General features: G+C 62.6%; 17 protein-coding genes and 1 tRNA gene. 12 read left to right on the top strand and 6 right to left on the bottom strand.

Annotated features, from left to right (window positions below):
- Nucleotides 1–16 precede the first annotated feature (16 nt).
- Complete coding sequence (gene mutY / locus JL39_RS26870) at nucleotides 17–1,102, bottom strand: A/G-specific adenine glycosylase (RefSeq protein WP_037158021.1); 1,086 nt, start codon at nucleotides 1,100–1,102, stop codon at nucleotides 17–19.
- Between the two features lie 99 nt (nucleotides 1,103–1,201).
- Here mutY and JL39_RS26865 point away from each other — a divergent pair, with 99 nt between their 5' ends.
- From JL39_RS26865 to JL39_RS26845, 5 genes are all read left to right on the top strand, one after another.
- Nucleotides 1,202–1,711: a DUF721 domain-containing protein gene (locus JL39_RS26865; protein ID WP_037158018.1), complete on the top strand. Its 510-nt coding sequence runs from the start codon at nucleotides 1,202–1,204 to the stop codon at nucleotides 1,709–1,711.
- Between the two features lie 146 nt (nucleotides 1,712–1,857).
- On the top strand, nucleotides 1,858–2,562 hold the full coding sequence (locus JL39_RS26860; RefSeq protein ID WP_037158015.1) for a DsbA family protein: 705 nt from the start codon (nucleotides 1,858–1,860) through the stop codon (nucleotides 2,560–2,562).
- Nucleotides 2,563–2,598: 36 nt separating this feature from the next.
- Nucleotides 2,599–6,060 (top strand): chromosome segregation SMC family protein, encoded by a 3,462-nt coding sequence (locus tag JL39_RS26855; RefSeq protein ID WP_037158012.1) that lies wholly within the window; start codon nucleotides 2,599–2,601, stop codon nucleotides 6,058–6,060.
- 371 nt (nucleotides 6,061–6,431) lie between these two features.
- Nucleotides 6,432–9,104: a pyruvate, phosphate dikinase gene (ppdK, locus tag JL39_RS26850; protein WP_037158009.1), complete on the top strand. Its 2,673-nt coding sequence runs from the start codon at nucleotides 6,432–6,434 to the stop codon at nucleotides 9,102–9,104.
- On the top strand, nucleotides 9,101–9,532 hold the full coding sequence (locus tag JL39_RS26845) for a GNAT family N-acetyltransferase (protein ID WP_037158006.1): 432 nt from the start codon (nucleotides 9,101–9,103) through the stop codon (nucleotides 9,530–9,532). The genes ppdK and JL39_RS26845 overlap by 4 nt, the downstream gene beginning before the upstream one ends.
- A 64-nt stretch (nucleotides 9,533–9,596) precedes the next feature.
- Here the strand turns inward: JL39_RS26845 and JL39_RS26840 are convergent, their stop codons facing one another.
- On the bottom strand, nucleotides 9,597–9,863 hold the full coding sequence (locus JL39_RS26840) for a hypothetical protein (protein WP_037158003.1): 267 nt from the start codon (nucleotides 9,861–9,863) through the stop codon (nucleotides 9,597–9,599).
- Nucleotides 9,864–10,059: 196 nt separating this feature from the next.
- Between JL39_RS26840 and JL39_RS26835 the strand changes: the two genes are divergently transcribed.
- A complete protein-coding gene (locus JL39_RS26835; RefSeq protein ID WP_037158000.1) occupies nucleotides 10,060–10,953 on the top strand; it encodes a DUF1499 domain-containing protein in 894 nt (297 codons plus the stop codon).
- Here the strand turns inward: JL39_RS26835 and JL39_RS26830 are convergent.
- Nucleotides 10,950–11,861: an MBL fold metallo-hydrolase gene (locus tag JL39_RS26830; protein ID WP_037157997.1), complete on the bottom strand. Its 912-nt coding sequence runs from the start codon at nucleotides 11,859–11,861 to the stop codon at nucleotides 10,950–10,952. The two genes, JL39_RS26835 and JL39_RS26830, sit on opposite strands and share 4 nt — an antisense overlap.
- 194 nt (nucleotides 11,862–12,055) lie before the next feature.
- Here JL39_RS26830 and JL39_RS26825 point away from each other — a divergent pair.
- A tRNA-Gln gene (locus tag JL39_RS26825) sits at nucleotides 12,056–12,130 on the top strand.
- Between the two features lie 75 nt (nucleotides 12,131–12,205).
- On the opposite strand, the gene JL39_RS26820 is transcribed toward JL39_RS26825, so the two are convergent.
- Nucleotides 12,206–13,264, bottom strand: coding sequence for an FRG domain-containing protein (locus JL39_RS26820; protein WP_161784813.1), 1,059 nt, complete (start codon nucleotides 13,262–13,264; stop codon nucleotides 12,206–12,208).
- Between the two features lie 180 nt (nucleotides 13,265–13,444).
- Nucleotides 13,445–14,194 (bottom strand): phosphonate metabolism transcriptional regulator PhnF, encoded by a 750-nt coding sequence (gene phnF / locus JL39_RS26815; RefSeq protein WP_037159780.1) that lies wholly within the window; start codon nucleotides 14,192–14,194, stop codon nucleotides 13,445–13,447.
- Between the two features lie 230 nt (nucleotides 14,195–14,424).
- Between phnF and JL39_RS26810 the strand changes: the two genes are divergently transcribed.
- Genes JL39_RS26810 through JL39_RS26800 form a run of 4 tightly spaced genes read left to right on the top strand, consistent with a single transcriptional unit; the run spans nucleotide 14,425 to nucleotide 18,248 of the window.
- On the top strand, nucleotides 14,425–15,672 hold the full coding sequence (locus JL39_RS26810) for an extracellular solute-binding protein (protein ID WP_037157989.1): 1,248 nt from the start codon (nucleotides 14,425–14,427) through the stop codon (nucleotides 15,670–15,672).
- Nucleotides 15,669–16,568, top strand: coding sequence for a sugar ABC transporter permease (locus tag JL39_RS32705; protein ID WP_161784812.1), 900 nt, complete (start codon nucleotides 15,669–15,671; stop codon nucleotides 16,566–16,568). Before JL39_RS26810 ends, JL39_RS32705 begins: the two co-directional genes overlap by 4 nt.
- On the top strand, nucleotides 16,565–17,410 hold the full coding sequence (locus JL39_RS26805) for a carbohydrate ABC transporter permease (protein ID WP_244446970.1): 846 nt from the start codon (nucleotides 16,565–16,567) through the stop codon (nucleotides 17,408–17,410). The genes JL39_RS32705 and JL39_RS26805 overlap by 4 nt, the downstream gene beginning before the upstream one ends.
- Nucleotides 17,411–17,417: 7 nt before the next feature.
- Nucleotides 17,418–18,248: a PfkB family carbohydrate kinase gene (locus JL39_RS26800; RefSeq protein WP_037157982.1), complete on the top strand. Its 831-nt coding sequence runs from the start codon at nucleotides 17,418–17,420 to the stop codon at nucleotides 18,246–18,248.
- Here JL39_RS26800 and JL39_RS26795 read toward each other — a convergent pair.
- On the bottom strand, nucleotides 18,238–18,438 hold the full coding sequence (locus tag JL39_RS26795; protein ID WP_037157979.1) for a DUF2905 domain-containing protein: 201 nt from the start codon (nucleotides 18,436–18,438) through the stop codon (nucleotides 18,238–18,240). The genes JL39_RS26800 and JL39_RS26795 overlap by 11 nt on opposite strands.
- A 231-nt stretch (nucleotides 18,439–18,669) precedes the next feature.
- Between JL39_RS26795 and JL39_RS26790 the strand changes: the two genes are divergently transcribed.
- Nucleotides 18,670–19,917 (top strand): GGDEF domain-containing protein, encoded by a 1,248-nt coding sequence (locus tag JL39_RS26790; RefSeq protein WP_081953007.1) that lies wholly within the window; start codon nucleotides 18,670–18,672, stop codon nucleotides 19,915–19,917.
- The last annotated feature ends 62 nt before the right edge of the window (nucleotides 19,918–19,979 follow it).

The following is a 19,979-nucleotide window of genomic DNA, read 5'->3' as shown; positions in this document are numbered from 1 at the left end:
GTATTCCTTGAAAGAATCAGTTCGGATGTTTTTCGAAGGCTCGCGGAATAGCCTGCGCGATTGCTTTTTTCATGACAGTCGGCAACGCCTGCGTCTCAAGATTTGTGACCGGTTCCCACCATCCGTCATCGACGGCGACCTTCTCGGTCAGCGCCCGGAAGACGGAAAGCCTGAGTTCGAAATGGGTGAAGACGTGGGTGACCGTGCCGCAGGCTTCCCAGCCTGCAGGAAAGGGAGCATGGTCTGCCGTCGTGCCGCCGTCGACCCGCGAAGTCCAGGCAGTGGTTGGCACTTCCGTCATGCCGCCGAGCAAGCCGCTTTCGATGCGGCGCTTTAAAAGCGCTTCGCCCTCAGGCGTCACGGCGACGAAGGCCGCGCCGAACCGCACCGGCTTTTCCTTCTTCGCCGCCTTGACCGGAAAGCTCTCCGGGTCGTGTTCGGCAAAGGCAAGACAGTCGTCACGGAAGGGACAGAGTGCGCAGGTCGGCCGCTTGGGGGTGCAGATGGTGGCACCGAGATCCATCATCGCCTGGGCGAAGTCGCCCGGCCGATCCGAAGGCGTCAGTTCGGCGACCTTGGCCTTCATCAAGGGCTTGGAGCCCGGCAGCGGCGCATCGATGGCGTGGAGCCGCGAGATCACCCGCTCCACATTGCCGTCCATCACGGCGGACTGCCGGTTGAAGGCGATCGCCGCAATGGCCGCTGACGTATAGCCGCCGATGCCGGGAAGCGCCCTCAGCCCTTCCTCCGTATCGGGAAAGACGCCGCCATGCTTGGCCGCCACTGCCTCGGCGCATTTCTTGAGATTGCGCGCGCGGGCGTAATAACCGAGCCCGGCCCAGGCGGCCATCACGTCCTCCACCGGGGCGGCCGCCAGATCGGTCACCTTAGGCCAGAGCGTCAGGAATTTGGCGAAATAGGGTTTCACGGCCTGCACGGTCGTCTGCTGCAGCATCACTTCCGAGAGCCAGACGTGATAGGGATCGGCCCGTTTTCCGGCCTTCGCGGCAGCCGGGCTCACGCGCCAGGGCAATTCCCGATGGTGCCGGTCGTACCAGGAAAGAAGCTTCGGGGCATGGGGTGCGGGGAGCGTCTGGAGCATCGTTTGCCGTTGCGGGAGGAGATGCCCTATACTTGAAACAGGAATGCGCCGCCATCAAGGACGGCGCTGACGAATGCGGCCAGGAATCCGACAAGAGCGATGAGTTATCCAAAGAAAGGCGCCCGGCGAGGCGTCGTCCAGATTTCCGAGGTCGCGAACGGCATCATCGATCCGGTGCTGGCCCGCCGTGCCGGCATATCGACGGCGCTGCTCGGCTCCTGGGACGAGATCGCCGGCGAGGGTTTTGCCGATTGCACGCGGCCGGAGAAGATCGTCTGGCCGCGCAATGATGGATATGGCGAAACGAGTTATCAGCCCGGCGTTTTGACGATTGCCTGCGAAGGCGCTCGCGCGCTGTTTCTCACCCATGCCCAAGGCGAATTGATCGCCCGCATCAACGGCTTTTTCGGTTTTCCCGCTGTTCGGCAGATCCGCATCGTCCAGAAGCCCGTCGCGCCGACTTCCAGGCATCCGAAGCGGCCGCCGCCGCTGAAGGGCGAGGCGGCGAGACGCCTCGAAACGATGATGGAAGGCATCGAAAGCGAGGCGCTGAAAAAGGCGGTGGCCCGGCTGGGCACCGCCGTCCTGCAGAAGAAGCGCAAGGCATGAACGCGGGGAACCTTGCGTTCATCTCTGATACACTTTCGATTTGTCACAATTCTTTGAAGAGTTTTGCCTATCGACAGCTTGTTCGCGTTCGGGTGCCGCGATACGGAATGTCAAACAATTCGAGATCTCTCGCACACGGGTGTTCCATGCAGATGAACGATATCACCACCACCAGGCGCGCACTTCTCGGCGGAGGGGCCGCGGCCGCTCTTTGCCTGGCGCTGCCGCTCGGTGCTTCACGAGCCTTCGCTCAGGAAATGCCGGAATCGCAAGGCGATGTGGATATGGCCGAGGCGCTGAAGCCTGGTCCGCTGGCGGAAATGGCGCTCGGTGAAGAGAATGCCCCGGTGAAAATCATCGAATACATGTCGATGACCTGCCCGCATTGCGCCAATTTCCACAACAATACCTTCGAGGCCATCAAGACCAAGTATATCGATAGCGGCAAGGTCCGCTTCATCATCCGCGAGTTCCCGTTCGATCCGGTTGCGACGGCCGCCTTCATGCTGGCCCGCTGCAACCCGCAGAACCCGCAGGAGCTTTCCACGCCTGCCCAATATTTCCCGATGGTCTCGATGCTCTTCAAGCAGCAGCGCGCCTGGGCCGCTCCGGCCGACGGCAATGTCCGCAATGCCCTGCTTCAGAGCGTCAAACTGGCAGGTTACTCACAGCAGAGTTTCGAGGCTTGCTTGACGAACCAGAAGCTTCTCGATGAAGTAAACGAGGTCGTGAAGCGGGGCGCGGACAAATTTGGTGTGAATTCCACGCCGACCTTCCTGATCAACGGCAAGAAGTATTCGGGAGACATGTCGGTTGATTCCATGTCCAAGCTCATCGACAGCCTGTTGTGAGCACTCCTTCCCTGAAGGGAAGGTGAGGGGCGCGGCATGAAGTTCACCAAGCTGCGCCTTGTCGGATTCAAGTCCTTCGTCGAGCCGACGGAATTCATCATCGAGCGCGGGCTGACCGGTGTGGTCGGCCCGAACGGTTGCGGCAAGTCCAACCTTGTCGAAGCGCTGCGCTGGGTGATGGGCGAGAATTCCTACAAGAACATGCGCGCGTCCGGCATGGATGACGTGATCTTTTCCGGCTCCGGCAACCGCCCGGCCCGCAACACCGCCGAGGTCGGCCTCCATCTCGACAATTCCGACCGCACCGCGCCCGCCGCCTTCAACGATGCCGACGAAATCCAGGTAAGCCGGCGCATCGAGCGCGAATCCGGCTCCATCTATCGCATCAACGGCAAGGAGGCGCGCGCCAAGGACGTGCAGCTTCTCTTTGCCGATGCCTCGACCGGCGCGCGGTCGCCTTCCATGGTCGGTCAGGGGCGGATCGGCGAACTCATCCAGGCAAAACCCCAGGCTCGCCGCCAGCTCCTGGAAGAGGCGGCCGGCATTTCCGGCCTGCATTCCCGCCGTCACGAGGCGGAACTCAGGTTGCGCGCGGCAGAGGGCAATCTCGAACGCCTGGACGACGTTCTGACCCAGCTCGAAACACAGATCGAGAGCCTGAAGCGTCAGGCTCGTCAGGCGAACCGCTTCAAGACGCTGTCGGCCGATATCCGCGCCCGCGAGGCTATGCTGCTGCATATTCGCTGGGTGCAGGCAAAGGAGGCGGAAGGTGAAGCGGAAAGCGCGCTCAACCAGGTGACGGCCATCGTCGCAGAGAAGGCGCAGGCGCAGATGGAGGCGGCCAAGAGCCAAGCCGTCGCAAGTCTCAAGCTGCCGGAGCTGCGCGAGGAGGAGGCGAAAGCCGGCGCGGCCCTGCAGCGCATCCAGATCGCTCGCGGGCAACTGGAGGAGGAGGCAAACCGGCTCCTGAAGCGTCGCGACGAGCTTACCCGGAGGCTCGCTCAGCTCGGAGAGGACATCCGTCGCGAGGAGCAGCTCGCCGCCGACAATGCCGTCTTCCTTGAAAAGCTGGACCAGGAGGAAGCCGAACTCAGCGATATGCTGGCCGATTCCGGCCTGGAAGCGGACGAATTGCGCGAGGCCTTCGAAACGGCCGCCGCGGCACTCGCCGAAAGTGAGAAGCTGTTTTCCGCCATCACCGCGGAGCGCGCAGAAGCTGCCGCTGGCCGCAATCAGCTCGAACGGCTGATCCGCGATCTCGCCGAACGCCGCCAGCGTCTCGACCGGCAGCTTGCCGATGCGACCGCTGAGCTTGACGCGATCAACGAGCGTCTTTCCGGCCTCGACGATCCCGCCGAGAAGCGTGAAGCGGTGGAGGCGGCGGAAATCGCCGTCGAGGATGCTGCGGTGATCGTTGAGGAGGTGGAAGCCGCACTTGCTTCCGCTAGATCCAATGAACAGATGGCCCGGGGCCCGGTGGATACCGCCCGTTCGGCGCTCAACGCGCTGGAAACCGAAGCGCGCACCATTTCGAAAATGCTGGCCGCCGGCGCCGCTTCCGGCGATTTCATCGCGGTTGCGGAAATGATCCGCGTCGATCGTGGATACGAAGCTGCACTTGGCGCCGTACTCGGCGACGATCTTGAAAGCCCGATCGACAGTTCCGCGCCGACCTACTGGTCACAGAACGGCGATGGCTCCAGCGATCCGGTTCTGCCGCACGGCGCCGAACCGCTGATCGCCCGAGTGACCGCGCCGCCGGAACTCTCCCGTCGCCTCGCGCAGATCGGGGTCGTTGCCGAGGTGGACGCGCATCGCCTGATGCGCGAGCTCGCGCCCGGCCAGCGGCTGGTGACCAGGGAAGGCGGCGTTTATCGCTGGGACGGGCATGTGACCGGTTCCGAAGCGCCGGGCGCTGCAGCGCTCAGGCTTTCCCAGAAGAACCGGTTATCGGAACTGGAAGCGGAGATCGACGAGGCCCGCATTCTGCTCTCGGAAGCCGAAGTGGCGCTCACTTCGGCCGCCGCCGAGATCGTCGCGAGGGAACGGCAGCTCAACGACGCCCGCGACCGCAGCCGGCTTGCCGCTCGACGGCTCACCGAGGCCCGCGATGCGCTGGCCGCCGCCGAGCGCGCCGCCGGCGACCTGATGCGCCGCCGCGATGTCGCCACCGAAGCGGTGAACCAGCTCAACACGCAGATCGAGGATATCGGACTGCAGGAGGAGAACGCCCGGGCCGAGCTTGAAGATGCGCCGGATATTTCCGACATCGACAACCGGCTCCGCGAACAGCAGGCGGTGGTGGCGACCGATCGCGGCCTGCTTGCCGAGGCGCGTGCCCGCTACGAGGGTCTGAGTCGCGAGACCGAGGCTCGCAAGCGCCGGCTTGCCGCGATTGCGCAGGAGCGCGCCTCTTGGACGGCGCGGGCGGCGAGTGCTGCCGATCATATTGCAAACCTGCGTGAGCGCGAAGAAGAGGCCCGCGAGGAGATCGTCGACCTCGAGGCCGCCCCCGAAGAGTTCGATGACAAGCGGCGTGCGCTGCTCAGCGAATTGCAGAAGGCGGAGGAGGCCCGTCGCGCCGCCGCCGATCGGCTGGCCGAAGCCGAAACCCGCCAGCGCGAGGCGGATCGGATTGCCGCGATCGCTCTTTCCGAGCTTGCCGAAGCGCGCGAAAAGCGCGGCAGGGCCGAAGAACGCCTGGTGTCGGCTGCCGAGAAGCGTCACGAGAGCGAGCAGCGGATCCGCGAGACTTTGAATGTCGCGCCGCATGAGGTGCTTCGGCTTGCAGGCCTCAGGCCCGAGGCGCCGATGCCCGATATCCGCGAGATCGAGCGCGAGGTCGATCGGTTGCGGATGGAGCGCGAGCGGCTCGGCGCCGTCAACCTGCGCGCTGACGAGGAGCAGAAGGAGCTGTCCGACAAGCTCGATATACTGATGCGCGAGCGCGCCGACGTCATCGATGCGATCCGCAAGCTGCGCGGCGCGATCCAGAGCCTCAACCGCGAAGGCCGCGAGCGCCTGCTGGCCGCTTTCGATGTGGTCAATGCCGAGTTCCAGCGGCTCTTTACGCACCTGTTCGGCGGCGGCACCGCCGAACTGCAGCTGATCGAATCGGATGATCCTCTCGAAGCCGGTCTTGAGATCCTTGCCCGTCCGCCGGGCAAGAAGCCGCAGACCATGACGTTGCTTTCCGGCGGGGAGCAGGCTCTGACCGCCATGGCGCTCATCTTCGCCGTCTTCCTCACCAATCCGGCGCCGATCTGCGTTTTGGACGAGGTGGATGCGCCGCTGGACGACCACAACGTGGAGCGCTACTGCAACCTTATGGATGAAATGGCGGCCTCCACGGAAACCCGCTTTGTCATCATCACCCACAACCCGATCACCATGGCCCGCATGAACAGGCTCTTCGGCGTCACGATGGCCGAACAGGGGGTCTCCCAGCTCGTATCCGTCGATCTGCAGACAGCAGAACTGATGCGTGAGGCGAGTTGAGCAATTTACCGAGTTTCATAAAAATGCTCACGATTACGTAGAATCACCCATATGGGGGATGCAATTTTTCGGTTATTAGTGTCTTGTGATCGTGGATTTCGAATAAATGTCGTCCTTTGGCGTTAAGCGAGGCACGGCGATCGAGTTTCCTACCCCCCGTCCGGGTTTCCTGTCCTGGGCGGAAAGCTTTGCGGGGCCGCCTGTGATCCGGCCCCGCAAAGCTTTGTTTTCTGGGCGGCCCTGCACCTTCCTTTAACGCTCTCGTCATCGATTATGTTGCGATGCAACATAATCCTGCCTTCATCCGTTCCCAAACCATCATAAAACTTGTAGTTATTGCAAAAAGAGACTGCGTAGGGGTGGAGAGCAGTATGACGAAGTGGGTCTATCGCTTCGGCGGAGGCGAGGCGGAAGGCCGTTCCGCAGATGTCGAGCGGCTTGGCGGCAAAGGCGCCAATCTTGCGGAAATGGCGAGTCTCGGCCTGCCTGTGCCGCCGGGACTGACGATCGTTGCCGAAGCCTGCGCCTTTTATTTCGACAATGACAAGGCACTTCCAGAAGAGCTGAAAGCTCAGGTCCTTGAAGGCATTGCAGCCATGGAAGAGCTGACCGGCCGCACATTCGGCGGGCATCCCAAGCCTCTGCTGCTCTCCATTCGTTCGGGCGCGCGCGCCTCCATGCCCGGCATGATGGATACTGTCCTCAATCTCGGCCTCAATGACGAGACCGTGCAGGCGCTCGGCCATGACGCGGGCGATGCGCGCTTCGCCTGGGACAGCTACCGCCGCTTCATCCAGATGTATGCCGACGTGGTCATGGGCCTCGACCACGAGGTTTTCGAGGAAATCCTCGAGGATGAGAAGGCGCGCTTTGGCCACGAATACGATACGGATCTTTCCGCTGTCGAATGGCAGCATGTCGTCGGCATCTACAAGCAGATGATCGAGGAGGAACTCGGCGAGAGCTTCCCGCAGGACCCGCACGTTCAACTCTGGGGGGCAATCGCCGCCGTCTTTTCGAGCTGGATGAACCCGCGCGCCAAGACCTATCGCACCTTGCATCGCATTCCGGAGGAATGGGGCACGGCCGTCAACGTCCAGGCCATGGTCTTCGGCAATCTTGGCTCTTCGTCGGCGACCGGCGTGGCCTTCACCCGCAATCCGTCCACCGGCGAAAGGGCGCTTTATGGCGAGTTTCTGGTGAATGCGCAGGGCGAGGATGTCGTGGCGGGAATCCGCACGCCGCAATCGATCACCGAAGAGGGACGCCTCGCGTCCGGTTCGGAAAAGCCGTCCATGGAGAAGCTGATGCCGGAGGCATTTGCGGAGTTCAAGGAGATCTGCGGACGGCTGGAAGCGCATTACCGCGACATGCAGGATCTCGAATTCACCGTCGAGCGCGGCAAGCTCTGGATGCTGCAGACGCGATCCGGCAAGCGCACCACCCGTGCCGCCATGAAGATTGCCGTGGATATGGTCGCTGAAGGACTGATCACCGAGGAAGAAGCTGTCTGCCGCATCGAGCCGCCTTCGCTGGACCAGCTTCTTCATCCGACTATCGATCCGCGCGTCGAGCGCCATGTCATCGGGTCCGGCCTGCCGGCTTCGCCCGGGGCGGCGACCGGTGAGGTCGTATTCACGGCGGAAGAGGCCGTGCAGGCGGAAGCCGAAGGTCGCAAGGTCATCCTGGTTCGCATCGAAACGAGCCCCGAGGATATCCACGGCATGCACGCGGCAGAAGGCATCCTGACCACGCGCGGCGGCATGACCAGCCACGCGGCCGTCGTCGCCCGCGGCATGGGCATCCCCTGCGTGGTCGGCGCCGGCTCTATGCGCGTCGACATGCGCAATGAGGTGCTGATCGGCGTCGCCGGGATGACGCTGAAGCGGGGCGATACGATCACCATCGATGGCTCCTCCGGCCAGGTCTTGGAGGGTGCCGTGCCGATGATACAGCCGGAGCTTTCCGGCGATTTCGGCAAGCTGATGGCCTGGGCCGACAGGTGCCGCCGCATGACGGTGCGCACCAATGCCGACACGCCGCAGGACGCCCGCGCCGCCCGTTCCTTCGGCGCGGAAGGCATCGGGCTCTGCCGCACCGAGCACATGTTCTTCGAAGGCGATCGCATTCAGGTGATGCGCGAGATGATCCTTGCCGAGGACGAGGGCGGCCGGCGTGCGGCGCTTGCGAAACTCCTGCCGATGCAGCGTTCCGATTTCGTCGAGCTCTTCTCGATCATGCACGGCCTGCCGGTGACGATCCGGCTGCTCGATCCGCCGCTGCACGAATTCCTGCCGAAGACGGAGGCCGAGATTGCCGACGTCGCGAAAGCCATGGGCATGTCGTCGGCATTTCTTGCCCGCCGCATCGATGCGATCCACGAGTTCAACCCGATGCTCGGCCATCGCGGTTGCCGGCTGGCGATTTCCTATCCCGAGATCGCCGAAATGCAGGCCCGTGCCATCTTCGAGGCGGCCGTGGAGGCGGCCAAGGTGACCGGTGAGCCGGTGGAACTGGAAATCATGGTGCCGCTAGTCAGCCTCCGCACCGAGCTGGACTATGTGAAGGATGTGATCGACCGCGTCGCCGAGGATGTGGCGAAGGAAAGCGGCACGCCGATCCGCTATCTTGTCGGTACGATGATCGAGCTGCCGCGTGCGGCGATCCGCGCCCATGTGATCGCCGAGACGGCGGAATTCTTCTCCTTCGGCACCAACGACCTGACCCAGACCACGTTCGGCATCTCGCGCGACGATGCGGCGGCCTTCATCCCCACCTATCAGAGAAAGGGCATCATCGAGCACGATCCGTTCATCTCGCTCGATTTCGACGGCGTCGGTGAACTGATCCGGCTGGCGGCGGAGCGTGGCCGCCAGGCCCGCAACGATCTGAAACTCGGCATCTGCGGCGAGCACGGCGGCGATCCGGCCTCGATCCATTTCTGCGAGGATTCCGGTCTCGATTACGTCTCGTGCTCGCCCTTCCGCGTGCCGATCGCGCGGCTTGCCGCGGCGCAGGCCGCAATCGAGAGGAGGAAGCGATGAATCCGATCACGGTCCTGTCCGTACCCGTCTTCAGCACGCTCTGCAACGAAGGGTTCCGGCTGCGCCGCGAAGTCTTCATCGTCGAGCAGAACGTCCCCGCCGACATGGAATTCGACGCGGATGATCTGAACGCCTTCCATTTCGTTGCCATTGTGTCGGGCGAGGTCTGCGGCACGCTGCGCGTCATCCATGCGGATGATTACGTCAGGATCGGCCGGGTGGTGGTGAGCCTTCCCTGGCGCGGCAAGGGGGTTGCGAGCGCCATGATCCGCCACGCGATGGAAGCGCACAAGGATGTGCGCGGCAACCGCTTCTATCTGACGGCGCAGAGCGACAAGACGGCCATGTACGAGCGCTTCGGCTTCCAGATCCATGGCGACGAGTTCTTCGAGGTCGGCATCCCGCATTACCAGATGCGGAATTTCTGACGTTCCCGCCGCTCCCGATGATCTCCCCCGCGATGCCGGCGAAAACCGGATGCGTGGCGCCCGGCTACTTCCGCTCGACGATCACCCGGCGTTCGACCACCATCGGGCTCCACATCATCGAACTGCTGCGGATCTGGAAGGCGCGGGACTCGGCGCGGCGGTCGAGTTCCAGGTCGAGCATGCAGCGCGCCATCGCCTCGGTGCCGCGACGGAAGCCGTAGCCGGCGCAGGTGCTCTCGTCGGCCGCGCGGCGTTCCTCGGGCGTCATGGTCTGGCAGGCTGCAAGCGGAGCGGCAAGCGCAGCAAGCACAACGAGGCGGTAAAGACGCATGGCAGGAACTCCCTTTCAGTGGCCGGCTGCGAATCTGAGGATTCCATTCCCGGCCGAGCTGTTTTACACATGAAAGCATGACGCCCGGAAGTGGCAACCGGTTCCGGGATAACGACATGCGCAGAGACAAGATCCGAGACGCACAACGTGTATATGAGTATCCGCTGTGCTTTTGCCATGGAGCCTGCCCGATCCGATGACCGTCCGTTTCGTCCGGCCCGTTTCCCATTCGGCCTATGCCGCCCGCAGGCTCGGCCTTTCGGCGCTCATGCTCTTCGTCATTGCGGTGCTGGCGCATCGCCTCGGTCCGCTGACGACGCCGGATTTCCTGTCGCTGACCTTTCTTTCGGCGGCGATCGCCGCGGTGTCGGTACCGTTCTCGCTGATCGGCCTCGCCCGTCTCTGGCAGGTGGGCGCGGAAGGCGGCGTCGCGGCCGGCAAGGGGCTCTTCTACGCGGCCATTCCGCTTGGGGTCGTGGCAACCGGCGCTTTCTATTATTACACCTTGCCGGCCCTCCATGACATCTCAACCGACCTTGCCGATCCGCCGCCCTGGGTTGTCGAGGCGCATGCGAGGCAGCAATGGCTGCCGCGGCCCGATGCCGTCACGCCGGCCGACCGCCGCGCCCAGTTCGTCGCCTATCCCGGCCTGACCGGCCGGCGCTACGAGGGAGCGCTCGACCGCGTCTACGAGGGCGTGCAGAAGGCGGTGCTTTCCGCCCGCATCTCGATCACCAGGAAGGAAGGCGTCGAACTGGTCGAGCCCGATATCGCCGAACGCCCGGCGCCGGAAGACGAGCAGGCACCCGTGCCGGACGTGGCGCCGGTTCCGCTGCAGCGGCCGGAGCCGCTGCTTTCTCCGGTCTTCGGCAATGCCGGCGACGTCCTGCTGCAGGGCGAGACCCGCACGCTGGTTCTGGGGCTTCGCTTCGATCTGGTCATCCGCCTGCGGGAAGATGCCGAAACCACCTCGGTCGATATCCGCGTCGCGTCCCGCTACGGCCCGCACGATCTTGGCATGGGCGAGGCCATCGCCGAGGATTTCCTCGACCGGCTCGATACGGAACTTCTGGGCATTGCCGGAAACTAAGCCGGCCGATATGCGCCTGAAAGCGACGGCGGGCCCTCGGTCGCCACCCGGCCTTTCTCGATGAGGTCTTCCAGATGCGCGAGCACGGAGAGTGCCGCGGCGCCGTGCAGCCGCGGATCGGTGCTGGCATAGATCACCTTCACCATGTCGGGTATCAGCCGGTCGCCCGCCCGGATGCGCTCCAGGACGGCGCGTTCGCGCATGCGGCGATGGGTTCGCAGGCCGCGCAGGAAGGAGGCGGGTTCCTTCACAGGTCCGCCGTGGCCGGGAAGGAATATGCGGTCGTCCCGCTCCAGGAGCTTTTCGATCGAGGCCATGAAATCCGCCATGGAACCGTCAGGCGGCGCCACGATCGTCGTCGCCCAGGCCATCACGTGGTCGGCGGAGAAGAGCACGCCCGTGCCCTGGAGCGCGAAGGCCGCGTGATTGGCCGTGTGGCCGGGCGTGTGGACGGCGGCAAGCGCCCAGCCGTCTCCTTCGATGGTCTCGCCGTCCGCAACCGCGATATCCGGCACGAAGCCGGTATCCGAGCTTTCCGCGAACGGGTTCACCTCGCCCGCATGCAGCGGCCTTGCGGCGCGGTGCGGCCCTTCCGCGACGGTGAGCGCGCCGGTCGCATCCTTGAGCCGCCGGGCAAGCGGCGAATGGTCGCGATGGGTGTGGCTGACGAAGATATGGGTGACCTCGCGGCCCCTGAGTGCGGCCATCAAGGCATCGAAATGCGCGTTGTTCTCCGGCCCCGGATCGATGACCGCGACCGAGGAACGACCGACGATATAGGTATTGGTGCCGTGGAAGGTGAACGGCGAGGGGTTGTTGACGGTGAGCCGCTGCACACCGTCGGCCACGGGCACGGCCATGCCGTAGGCTGGCGAAAATTCCATGTCGAAAGTGAGGTCCTCTGCCATGCCGGCCCCGGCGCTTGCCTGATTTTCCGATCTGTTCCGAAACGCTCTACCACCGCTTCTGCTGCGGCGCATTCAAAAACAGCCATCGGAAAATCGGAAAAATCGCAAAGTTAGGCGTTGAGGGGGCGAGAAAGCTTTGCTACAGCAGGCCCGCTTGTCCGGGCGGTTTTTTTACCGATATATCGCCCGCGCGTTGGGGCGTAGCCAAGCGGTAAGGCAGCGGTTTTTGGTACCGCCATCCCCTGGTTCGAATCCAGGCGCCCCAGCCACGCTTTGTTTTGAGGTAAGGAGGTTGAGTCTGTAAGTGTTTGGCACTTGCGTGGACAAATCCCACTTCGTGTCGCTTAGCCGAAAAGCCGCATTCGAAGCTCCTCACATGCTCCATCGAAGCCGGGGAACAGAGAACCGGCGGTAATACCCATCAGCCGAAGCTCTCGAAGAACATTGTCTCGCTCTTCATATGGAAGGTCAAAGGTGCGAAGGTAACGTTTGCCTTGCTGTACTTCCCTGCTGCTAATGTATGATTCTATATCATCAACGTTGGTTACGCTCGAAAGCGCTTGTTGAGGGAGAGCCCTTTCGTTTTCAATCGCGTAGGCTTCTAGAATTGAGAAATGAGGCCGAGTGAAATGCACCCTCTGCAGCTGACTAAAGTCCGTTGTCCATTGTCTCCGGTCGAACATTACAATTCGGACTTTATCGCTCCTCATGTCAATCGTTTGCCGCTCGGGTCGGAATGCGAAATACGCTGCAACAAATGGCGAATGCGTCCAGTCCAAGAGTGGAGTCGGGTAACCGTGGTGCTGGGCTAAATTCCAGAAAGCCCCATTTTGTAGAGGCTCATTGAGATTAAACAGGTGCTTGGTCCTCGCCGTCAGCATTCGGTGCAGTGTCGGGATATCTTCGTTAATAAAGCGAACGAGGTCCTTGCGCTTGGTTCGATGGAATGCCGTCCTAAGGCGAAACGGCCGCGACTGACCGCGAAAAATGAAGCGACCCGGTTCCAGCCCTATGGCGAACCGCTTGAAGGAGTCCCACGTCTTGATCGCCCGATCAGCTCGATAGTCTGATGGTTTGTCAGCCTTGCTGCGCGGAAGCATTGCTGTGCCGCTCGTTCCAGCAGGGGTTGACCATTTGACGCTAAGCACACGCTTCTTCAGGGTTAAGATAAGCGTTGCACTTGCGGGAATGGCCTGCCCGGGAAATACTTGTGGCACTTGATGTCGAGGGATGACATCGAAGGTAACAGGATGAAGGACGTCAAGTGCTATGTTTAGAGTCTGAACCGGGTTACGGTTGGATGTGCGAAAGCTGGCAACAAATCCCGGCATTCCCTGTGCATTATCGAAGACGTATGCACGACCTTCCACATGATCACCTAGATCATCTGCATCAATCATCATGATGCCGTTGTTCGTGCCACTAAAAGCCCCAAGCCACTGCCCATCCACTTTCTACCCTCCATCCGGTAGAGCAATGCTGATCGATTCTGGCTGCAGCTTCAAGTTTGGACTACCGGGCATTGAGCGCAAAACCCCACGGTTTCCACCAACGCCTTCCCGCCTCCAATCGCGGCATGACGCTCATTTCGCCGCAAGCGCGTCGAGGAGCTGGCTGGTATTGTCGATCGAGAACTGCACCCGTTCGCCGGGCCACACCGTTTCCGAATAGGCGATCGGCGTTCCCTTCATGTCGACATCCACTTTTTTCAGCGCGATGATCGGCTGGGATATGTCTTGGCAAAGCTGGCGCGCCTCCTCGGGCGTCGGCAGCCGTACCAGGATGTCGGTCCGCAGGCGGATGTAGTCGGGAACGCCGTATTCCGAGAGGATCACGCTGACGCTCCGTCCGCTGCGCCTCGCCTTGTCGAAGCCCGGAAAGCGGCGGACGGGATAATAGGCGTCGGAAAGGTTGATCGGCTCCTCGTCGGCAAAGCCGCGCCGGACGATGTGATAGACCGGCTCGCCGCGCGGCAGCCGGAGTGCTTCGGCAACGGCGGCCGAAGCGGCGATCTCCTCCTCGCGCACGGCCTGGCCGAAGGGTTCGCGCCCCTGGTCGAGCAGGTTCTGGGAAAAGCGGGTTCGCTCGGAAAGGCGGTATTCCAGGCGCCCGTCCCGCACGAAGGTCCCCCGGCCCTGTTCGACCTGCACCAGCCCGCGGCTCTGGAGGCTGGACATGGCGCGCCGGATCGTGTGGCGCCCGACGCCGAAACGCTCCATGAGCTCGGCCTCCTTCGGAAGCTGGGTCTGGGGCGAAAGCCGGCCGGCCAATATGTCCTCGGCGATGTCCTCCTCGACCTGCTGCCACTGCCCGTGCGGGGATTTCTTCTCCATGTCCTGCCTGTCCGATTCGGCTCGTGTCATTCGAATGTTCGATACCTTCGGGATGATCGGGTTGCAACCACGGCCGCCGGTCACTCTTCTGTCATCCGCCCGTCAGGAGCGGGCGATAAAATCGAAAATATCGGCCACGCAAGCGGCGGAACTTCACACAGGTGTCACCGATCGACGCTACCGAGATATTCGGATGTTTCGAATTACATTCGAATGATATGGAGCAAAAAATGGTCGAGATGAGTCGCCGGAAATTCATGGCCGCGGTTGCGGCATCGGCTGGTGCAGGCATGGTGGCGGCGTCGCCCGCACGCTCCGCCGACGCAGCCATCGAAGTGTCGAGCCCCTGGGGTTCCGACAAGCCTTTCCAGAAAGTGGTCGACGCCTTCAATGCGAAGAAGCTCGGCGTCACCGTGACCAATCGTTTTGACGGCGATTACGAGGCGGCGATCGCCAAGGCGGTGGCAAGCACGGCGGCCGGCCGTCCGCCCGCGATGATGATCACCGGCTGGAAATTCGGCTATTTCGCCAAGCGCACGCTCGGCGCCCGCGACCTGCGGGAGATCGACGCCGGCAGGGCGGCGGCGATCCTCGCCAATTTCCGCCCGTCGGTCCTGCCGCTGGTGACCATCGACGGCGCGCTGATCGGCCTGCCCTGGGCCATGTCGACGCCGATCACCTTCATCAACGGCAAGCTGTGGGAAGAGGCGGGCCTTGATCCTGCCCTGCCGGAAAATCCGGACACCGCATGGCTTTACGACAACGCCCGCAAGCTCGACGCGAAGCTTAAGGACAAGCACCCGACCTACCGTTCGGCGCTGGCGCTTTCCAACAACGAATGGACGAGCCAGTCCTTCATCCAGAATGCCGGCGGCTACATCATCGATCCGGAAGGCAAGCTGGCCTTGAACAGCCCGGAAGCCGTGGCGGGCATGATGGAATATTGCGCGCCGGCGCATGAGGGCCTCTGGCTTCCCGTCAGCGCCAAGGATCAGGACGCCGCCTTCGAATCCGGCGCGCTCGCCATCTGCACCACGAGTTCGACGCGCGCGGCGACCTTCCCCTTCGGCGGGGCAAAGGCGGTCACCGCAAAATTCCCCGGCCTTGCCGGCCATTCGCGCAGGATGAACAGCGGCGGCAATTTCCTCGCCGTCTATGCCCGGAACAAGGAACAGGCCGAAGCCTCGCTTGCCTTCCTGGAATTCTGCGCCTCGAAGGAAGGGCAGTCGATCTGGTCGGCCGTCGGCTATCTCAACACCTCGGTCCATGACATTCCGCTGATCAACGACTTCATGAAGCCGGCGGCCGGGCAGCTTGCGGACGGATTGACCGCGGAGACCATCTGGCCCGGCAAGCGCGGCCTTGAGGGCCAGGCGATCTGGCGCAAATGGGTCTCCCGCATGCTGCTCAAGGAAGTATCGGTCGCGGACGGCATGAAGAGCGCCCACCAGGAACTGGACGCTCTGGTCTCGGCGTGAGCGTAAGCATCATGCCGTCAGGCTTCAGAAGGCTGGCCCCCTATCTCTTCGTGGGGCCGGCCGTTCTTTCCGTCGCGATCTTTCTCTACGGACCGCTTTTCGCTTCGGCGCTGCTTTCCGTGCTCGACTGGAACCTTCTGTCCGCCGAAGTCCGCTTCGTCGGCGTCGACAACTATTCGGCCATTCTGGACAATGTCGATTTCAGGACGGCCGCCTGGAATACCGTGCTCTATTGCGTGATCCTCATCCCGGCCCAGATCATCCTGCCGCTGGTCCTGGCGGTGATGATCCATGCGGTGCGCCACAGCCCGGTTCAGGGCCTCTATCGCGGCAGCCTGTTCCTGCCGACGATCCTCGCCTATTCCGTGGCGGGGGTCGCCTGGTCCTGGCTGCTCAATCCGGTCAACGGCCTGTTCAACGAGATCTTCGGGTTTTTCGGCTTTCCGAAGTCCCGCTGGCACACGGACCCGGACCTCGCTTTGCTCTGCGTCTGCCTGGTGACCTTCTGGAAGACCTTCGGCCTCAACATGCTTCTCTGGCTTGCGGCACTCGCCAATCTTCCCCATGAATTGCGCGAGGCCTCGCAGCTCGACGGCGCCGGTCCCCGGCGGCATTTCTTCACGATCAGCCTTCCCCTGATGACGCCGACGGCCTTCTTCATCAGCGTCACGACGCTCTTCCATGTCCTCGACGATATCGTCGGCGTCATCGACGTGCTGACCCATGGCGGTCCGGCGGGGAGAAGCTCCAGCCTGCTTTATTTCCTCTGGCAGCAGGGCTTGCAGTTCTTCCAGTTCGGACCGGCAAGCGCGGTCGCGGTCATCATCATCGTCATGGTGCTGGCCGTCACCTGGCTGCAGTTCCGCGTCGGGGAAAAAAGGGTGCATTACGGATGAGTGCCGTTCCGCTTCGCCGCTCGATCCACCGGCTGGTGATCCACGGGGTCCTGCTGGCCACCAGCCTTGCGACCGTCTTTCCGCTCGTGTGGATGGTCTCCTCGGCCTTCACGCCGAACGAGATCATCACCGCCAGGGCCGTCCGCCTCTGGCCGGAGGACCCGACGCTTTCGAATTTCACGATCGCCGCGAGCCGTCATCCGATCTGGATGTGGCTGTGGAACTCGATCCTCACCGCCACGCTGATCACGCTCGGAAAGCTGCTTCTGGCGGTCCCGGCCGGCTTCGCCTTCGGCCGCATGGAATTTCCGGGCCGGCGGCCGCTCTTCTGGTTCGTGATCGCCACCATGTCGTTTCCGACGGTGCTCGCCATCATCCCGACCTATATCGCCGTGGTGAAGATGCAGGCTTTCGACACCTATGGGGCCATGGTCATTCCGTCGATCCCCTATATCGGCTTTTATGTCTTCTACATGCGCCAGGCATTCCGCTCCCTGCCTGCGTCGATGTTCGAGGCGGCCAGGATCGACGGTTCCGGCCTGTGGCGGCAGTTCATGGAGATCGGCATTCCAAATGTCGTTCCGGCCATCGCGGCGCTTTCGGTCATTTCCTTCATGGGGGCGTGGAACATCTATCTCTGGGGCCAGCTCGTTCTCGAAGACGGGTTCAAGAAGACGCTGACCACCGGGATCGCCACCTTTGCCGATCTCGAAGGCACGGAACGCGTCTGGGGCCCGCTAATGGCCACCAGCCTGTTGTCGATTGTGCCCGTCCTCGTCATATTCCTCAGCGCGCAGCGTTTCATCGTCGACGCGCTGGCGCCCGGCCTCGACGAGAGATAAACGCCTCATGTACCGAACCATCGTCATCGGATCCGTCAATCACGACCGCATCTGGCAACTCGACGATCATCTGACGCCGGGCAGACGGCTGCGCTTTTCCGATCGCAGCGTCCACCTCGGCGGCGGCGGCTTCCACACGGGCAGCCAGCTTCTGGAACTCGGAGCCTCGGTCGCGCTGGTGACCCGCCTCATGCAGGACGAACAGGGCCTTTCCGCGCTGAAGGCGCTCGGTGCGGCGGGGTTCGACACGCGCCATGTGGCGATGATGCCCGGCGAAACCGTGCCGCTGGAAATCCTTCTCGAACCGGGTGGCGAAAGAACGATCCTGGCGCCGGCGGACGGGCCGCGCGCGACCTTGTCCGTGCGGGGAGAACTTGCGGGCGACGCCGCCTATCTCAATGCCCTTCAGCTTGAAGAGGCGCTCGTATCGAGGCTTGGCGATATTCCGCTGGTGGTTTCGCAACTGCCGCTTCGCCCCGCAACGCCCAGGCCGGCCGACTATGTCGTCACCTCCCGCACCGATGCCGCCGACGATCTCGAATCCGTCTGGAAGCGTGCTCAGGCCCTTGCGGGGCCGCGCCTGAAGGGCCTGGTCCTGACGGATGGGCCGCGCCCGATGATCCTCTTTGACGGCAGCCGGACGATCCATGTCGATCCGGCGCCCACGGTGCGGGTCGCCAATACGATCGGCGCCGGCGACCGTTTCAGCGGCGCTTTCCTTTTTGCGCTGCTCGGCGGTCGTGATCCCGTCTCCGCTCTCGCCGAGGCCAGTCGGGTGACCGCCGACTGGCTGCGTCAACACCGTTCTTCTTTTAACTGGAACCGCTCTAGCGCCTGATCAGCCAGACGATCACCGAAAGCGCGACGCTGGCCAATAGCGCGGTGGCGACCGGCGCATAGAAGGTGAAGTTTCCGCGCCTGATCACGAGATCGCCGGGCAGGCGTCCCAGGCCAAGGCGCGACAGCCAGGGCCAGAGGAGGCCGATTGCGACGATAGCCAGCCCGACAATGATCAGGGTCCGGTTCATGCCCCTTCCTTCGATAACGCGTTCGCCTCGCGTGGCGGAAGCGCCCGCCGGATATGTAGGTCATCTTGATCGCCGCGGAAGGGTTCCTGTCTGAGGATATGCAATCTTTGGGCGAAATTCCCTGGAACGATTAAAATCCGAGATGAAATATTCATCTGCCATACAGCAGAGTTTTGCTATTCGCGCCGCAACTGAGATATCCGGCAATGACTGCCCGCGAGTGGTAGCGAAATGGACAACTCGATAGCGAGTTTGGCAAGGGTTCTGATCTGGCCAGGCATTTTCGTGCTGTTCGGGCTCATGTTCCTGTGGGCATGGGCTCTTGAGAGAAGACGGCCCTACCTTCTTCTCCTCGCCCTGGGTTGTACCGTCTTTGCTTCGGCCGCGGCCTCCCAGATATTGGGGTGGCCGAGCGGAACGGGGCCGAACGCCGTTTTTTCCGGTTTCCTTTATACTGTCGCGGTCCTGGCAACGGCCGAGGGAATGTTGCTGCGATCGGGAAAGCGGCTGGGATTGCGCCTCGACGGAGCCATTCTCTGCGCCGTCACCGGTCTGCTCTGGTATTTCTGCTATGTTGCGCCGAACCTGCTGGCTCGTATCTATGTACAAAATTTCGGTTACGGTGCCATCCTGCTGATGGCCGCACTGCGGCTCAGGTCGCTACGGCATGAGCGGCTTGTCGATCGCCTGCTTTTCTGGACGCTCTTCGGGTTTTCAGTCCAGTTTTTCCCGCGCACGATCATCACGATCGGCTTTTCCGCTCCCGGCAGTCTCGAAGCGTTCAGGACTTCCCTTTTCTGGAACGTTCTTCAGTTCTCCTTGGCCATTTTTGGCGCCGGGCTGGCATTCCTGCTGTTAACGGCGGCGCTGACCGATGTCATGGATGATCTGAGGCGGGAGCGGGATAGTGATCCGTTGACTGGCGCATTGAACAGGCGCGGGCTCGATGAACGCTTGAAGCATCTGCTTCGCAAGAGATCCGGCACGTCCGTCAGCGTCATTGTCTGCGATATCGACCATTTCAAGAGCGTCAACGATCGCTTCGGCCACAGCGCCGGCGACGAAGTCCTGCGAAGCTTCGCGCAACTGCTCAAGGTGAACGTGCGTTCGCAGGACCTGGTCGTGCGAACCGGTGGCGAGGAATTCACGATCATCCTTCCGGATGCAGACGAGGATCAGGCGGCGGAGGTCGCCGAGCGTATACGCGCTGAATTCCAGGTGGCGCCGTTTGAGTTTTCGTCCGGAACGCGGGTGATGACGGCAAGCTTCGGCATCGCACAACTGAGCGCTAAAGAAACCGTGGAAGCGGCGATGGAAAGAGCGGATCAGAGGCTCTACGCAGCCAAGGCTGGCGGCCGCAACAGGGTGGTCGGCCCTGGGAGCAGTGAAAAGACGGCTCAAGCTGGGTCGCATGTACGGTCTTCGCTATCCATTGCTGCTGGTGGTCTTCGGCGTGAAGCGACCAGGGGCATGATCTGACCTGACATCTGACAAATGCTGCCTATTGGTGTAAGCACCTGTTTCGGTGATAGATTGACGAA

It is taken from the genome of Rhizobium sp. YS-1r (genome assembly GCF_000757525.1).
Taxonomy (GTDB): Bacteria; Pseudomonadota; Alphaproteobacteria; order Rhizobiales; family Rhizobiaceae; genus Neorhizobium; species Neorhizobium petrolearium.
The sequence above is the reverse complement of the archived record's forward strand: the minus strand, read 5'-3'. Positions and strand labels throughout refer to the sequence as shown.

Coding starts and splice junctions, on each gene's coding strand:
- mutY (WP_037158021.1), bottom strand. CDS start 1,102: ATGCTCCAGACGCTCCCCGCACCCCATGCCCCGAAGCTTCTTTCCTGG.
- JL39_RS26865 (WP_037158018.1), top strand. CDS start 1,202: ATGAGTTATCCAAAGAAAGGCGCCCGGCGAGGCGTCGTCCAGATTTCC.
- JL39_RS26860 (WP_037158015.1), top strand. CDS start 1,858: ATGCAGATGAACGATATCACCACCACCAGGCGCGCACTTCTCGGCGGA.
- JL39_RS26855 (WP_037158012.1), top strand. CDS start 2,599: ATGAAGTTCACCAAGCTGCGCCTTGTCGGATTCAAGTCCTTCGTCGAG.
- ppdK (WP_037158009.1), top strand. CDS start 6,432: ATGACGAAGTGGGTCTATCGCTTCGGCGGAGGCGAGGCGGAAGGCCGT.
- JL39_RS26845 (WP_037158006.1), top strand. CDS start 9,101: ATGAATCCGATCACGGTCCTGTCCGTACCCGTCTTCAGCACGCTCTGC.
- JL39_RS26840 (WP_037158003.1), bottom strand. CDS start 9,863: ATGCGTCTTTACCGCCTCGTTGTGCTTGCTGCGCTTGCCGCTCCGCTT.
- JL39_RS26835 (WP_037158000.1), top strand. CDS start 10,060: ATGACCGTCCGTTTCGTCCGGCCCGTTTCCCATTCGGCCTATGCCGCC.
- JL39_RS26830 (WP_037157997.1), bottom strand. CDS start 11,861: ATGGCAGAGGACCTCACTTTCGACATGGAATTTTCGCCAGCCTACGGC.
- JL39_RS26820 (WP_161784813.1), bottom strand. CDS start 13,264: ATGATGATTGATGCAGATGATCTAGGTGATCATGTGGAAGGTCGTGCA.
- phnF (WP_037159780.1), bottom strand. CDS start 14,194: ATGGAGAAGAAATCCCCGCACGGGCAGTGGCAGCAGGTCGAGGAGGAC.
- JL39_RS26810 (WP_037157989.1), top strand. CDS start 14,425: ATGGTCGAGATGAGTCGCCGGAAATTCATGGCCGCGGTTGCGGCATCG.
- JL39_RS26805 (WP_244446970.1), top strand. CDS start 16,565: ATGAGTGCCGTTCCGCTTCGCCGCTCGATCCACCGGCTGGTGATCCAC.
- JL39_RS26800 (WP_037157982.1), top strand. CDS start 17,418: ATGTACCGAACCATCGTCATCGGATCCGTCAATCACGACCGCATCTGG.
- JL39_RS26795 (WP_037157979.1), bottom strand. CDS start 18,438: ATGAACCGGACCCTGATCATTGTCGGGCTGGCTATCGTCGCAATCGGC.
- JL39_RS26790 (WP_081953007.1), top strand. CDS start 18,670: ATGGACAACTCGATAGCGAGTTTGGCAAGGGTTCTGATCTGGCCAGGC.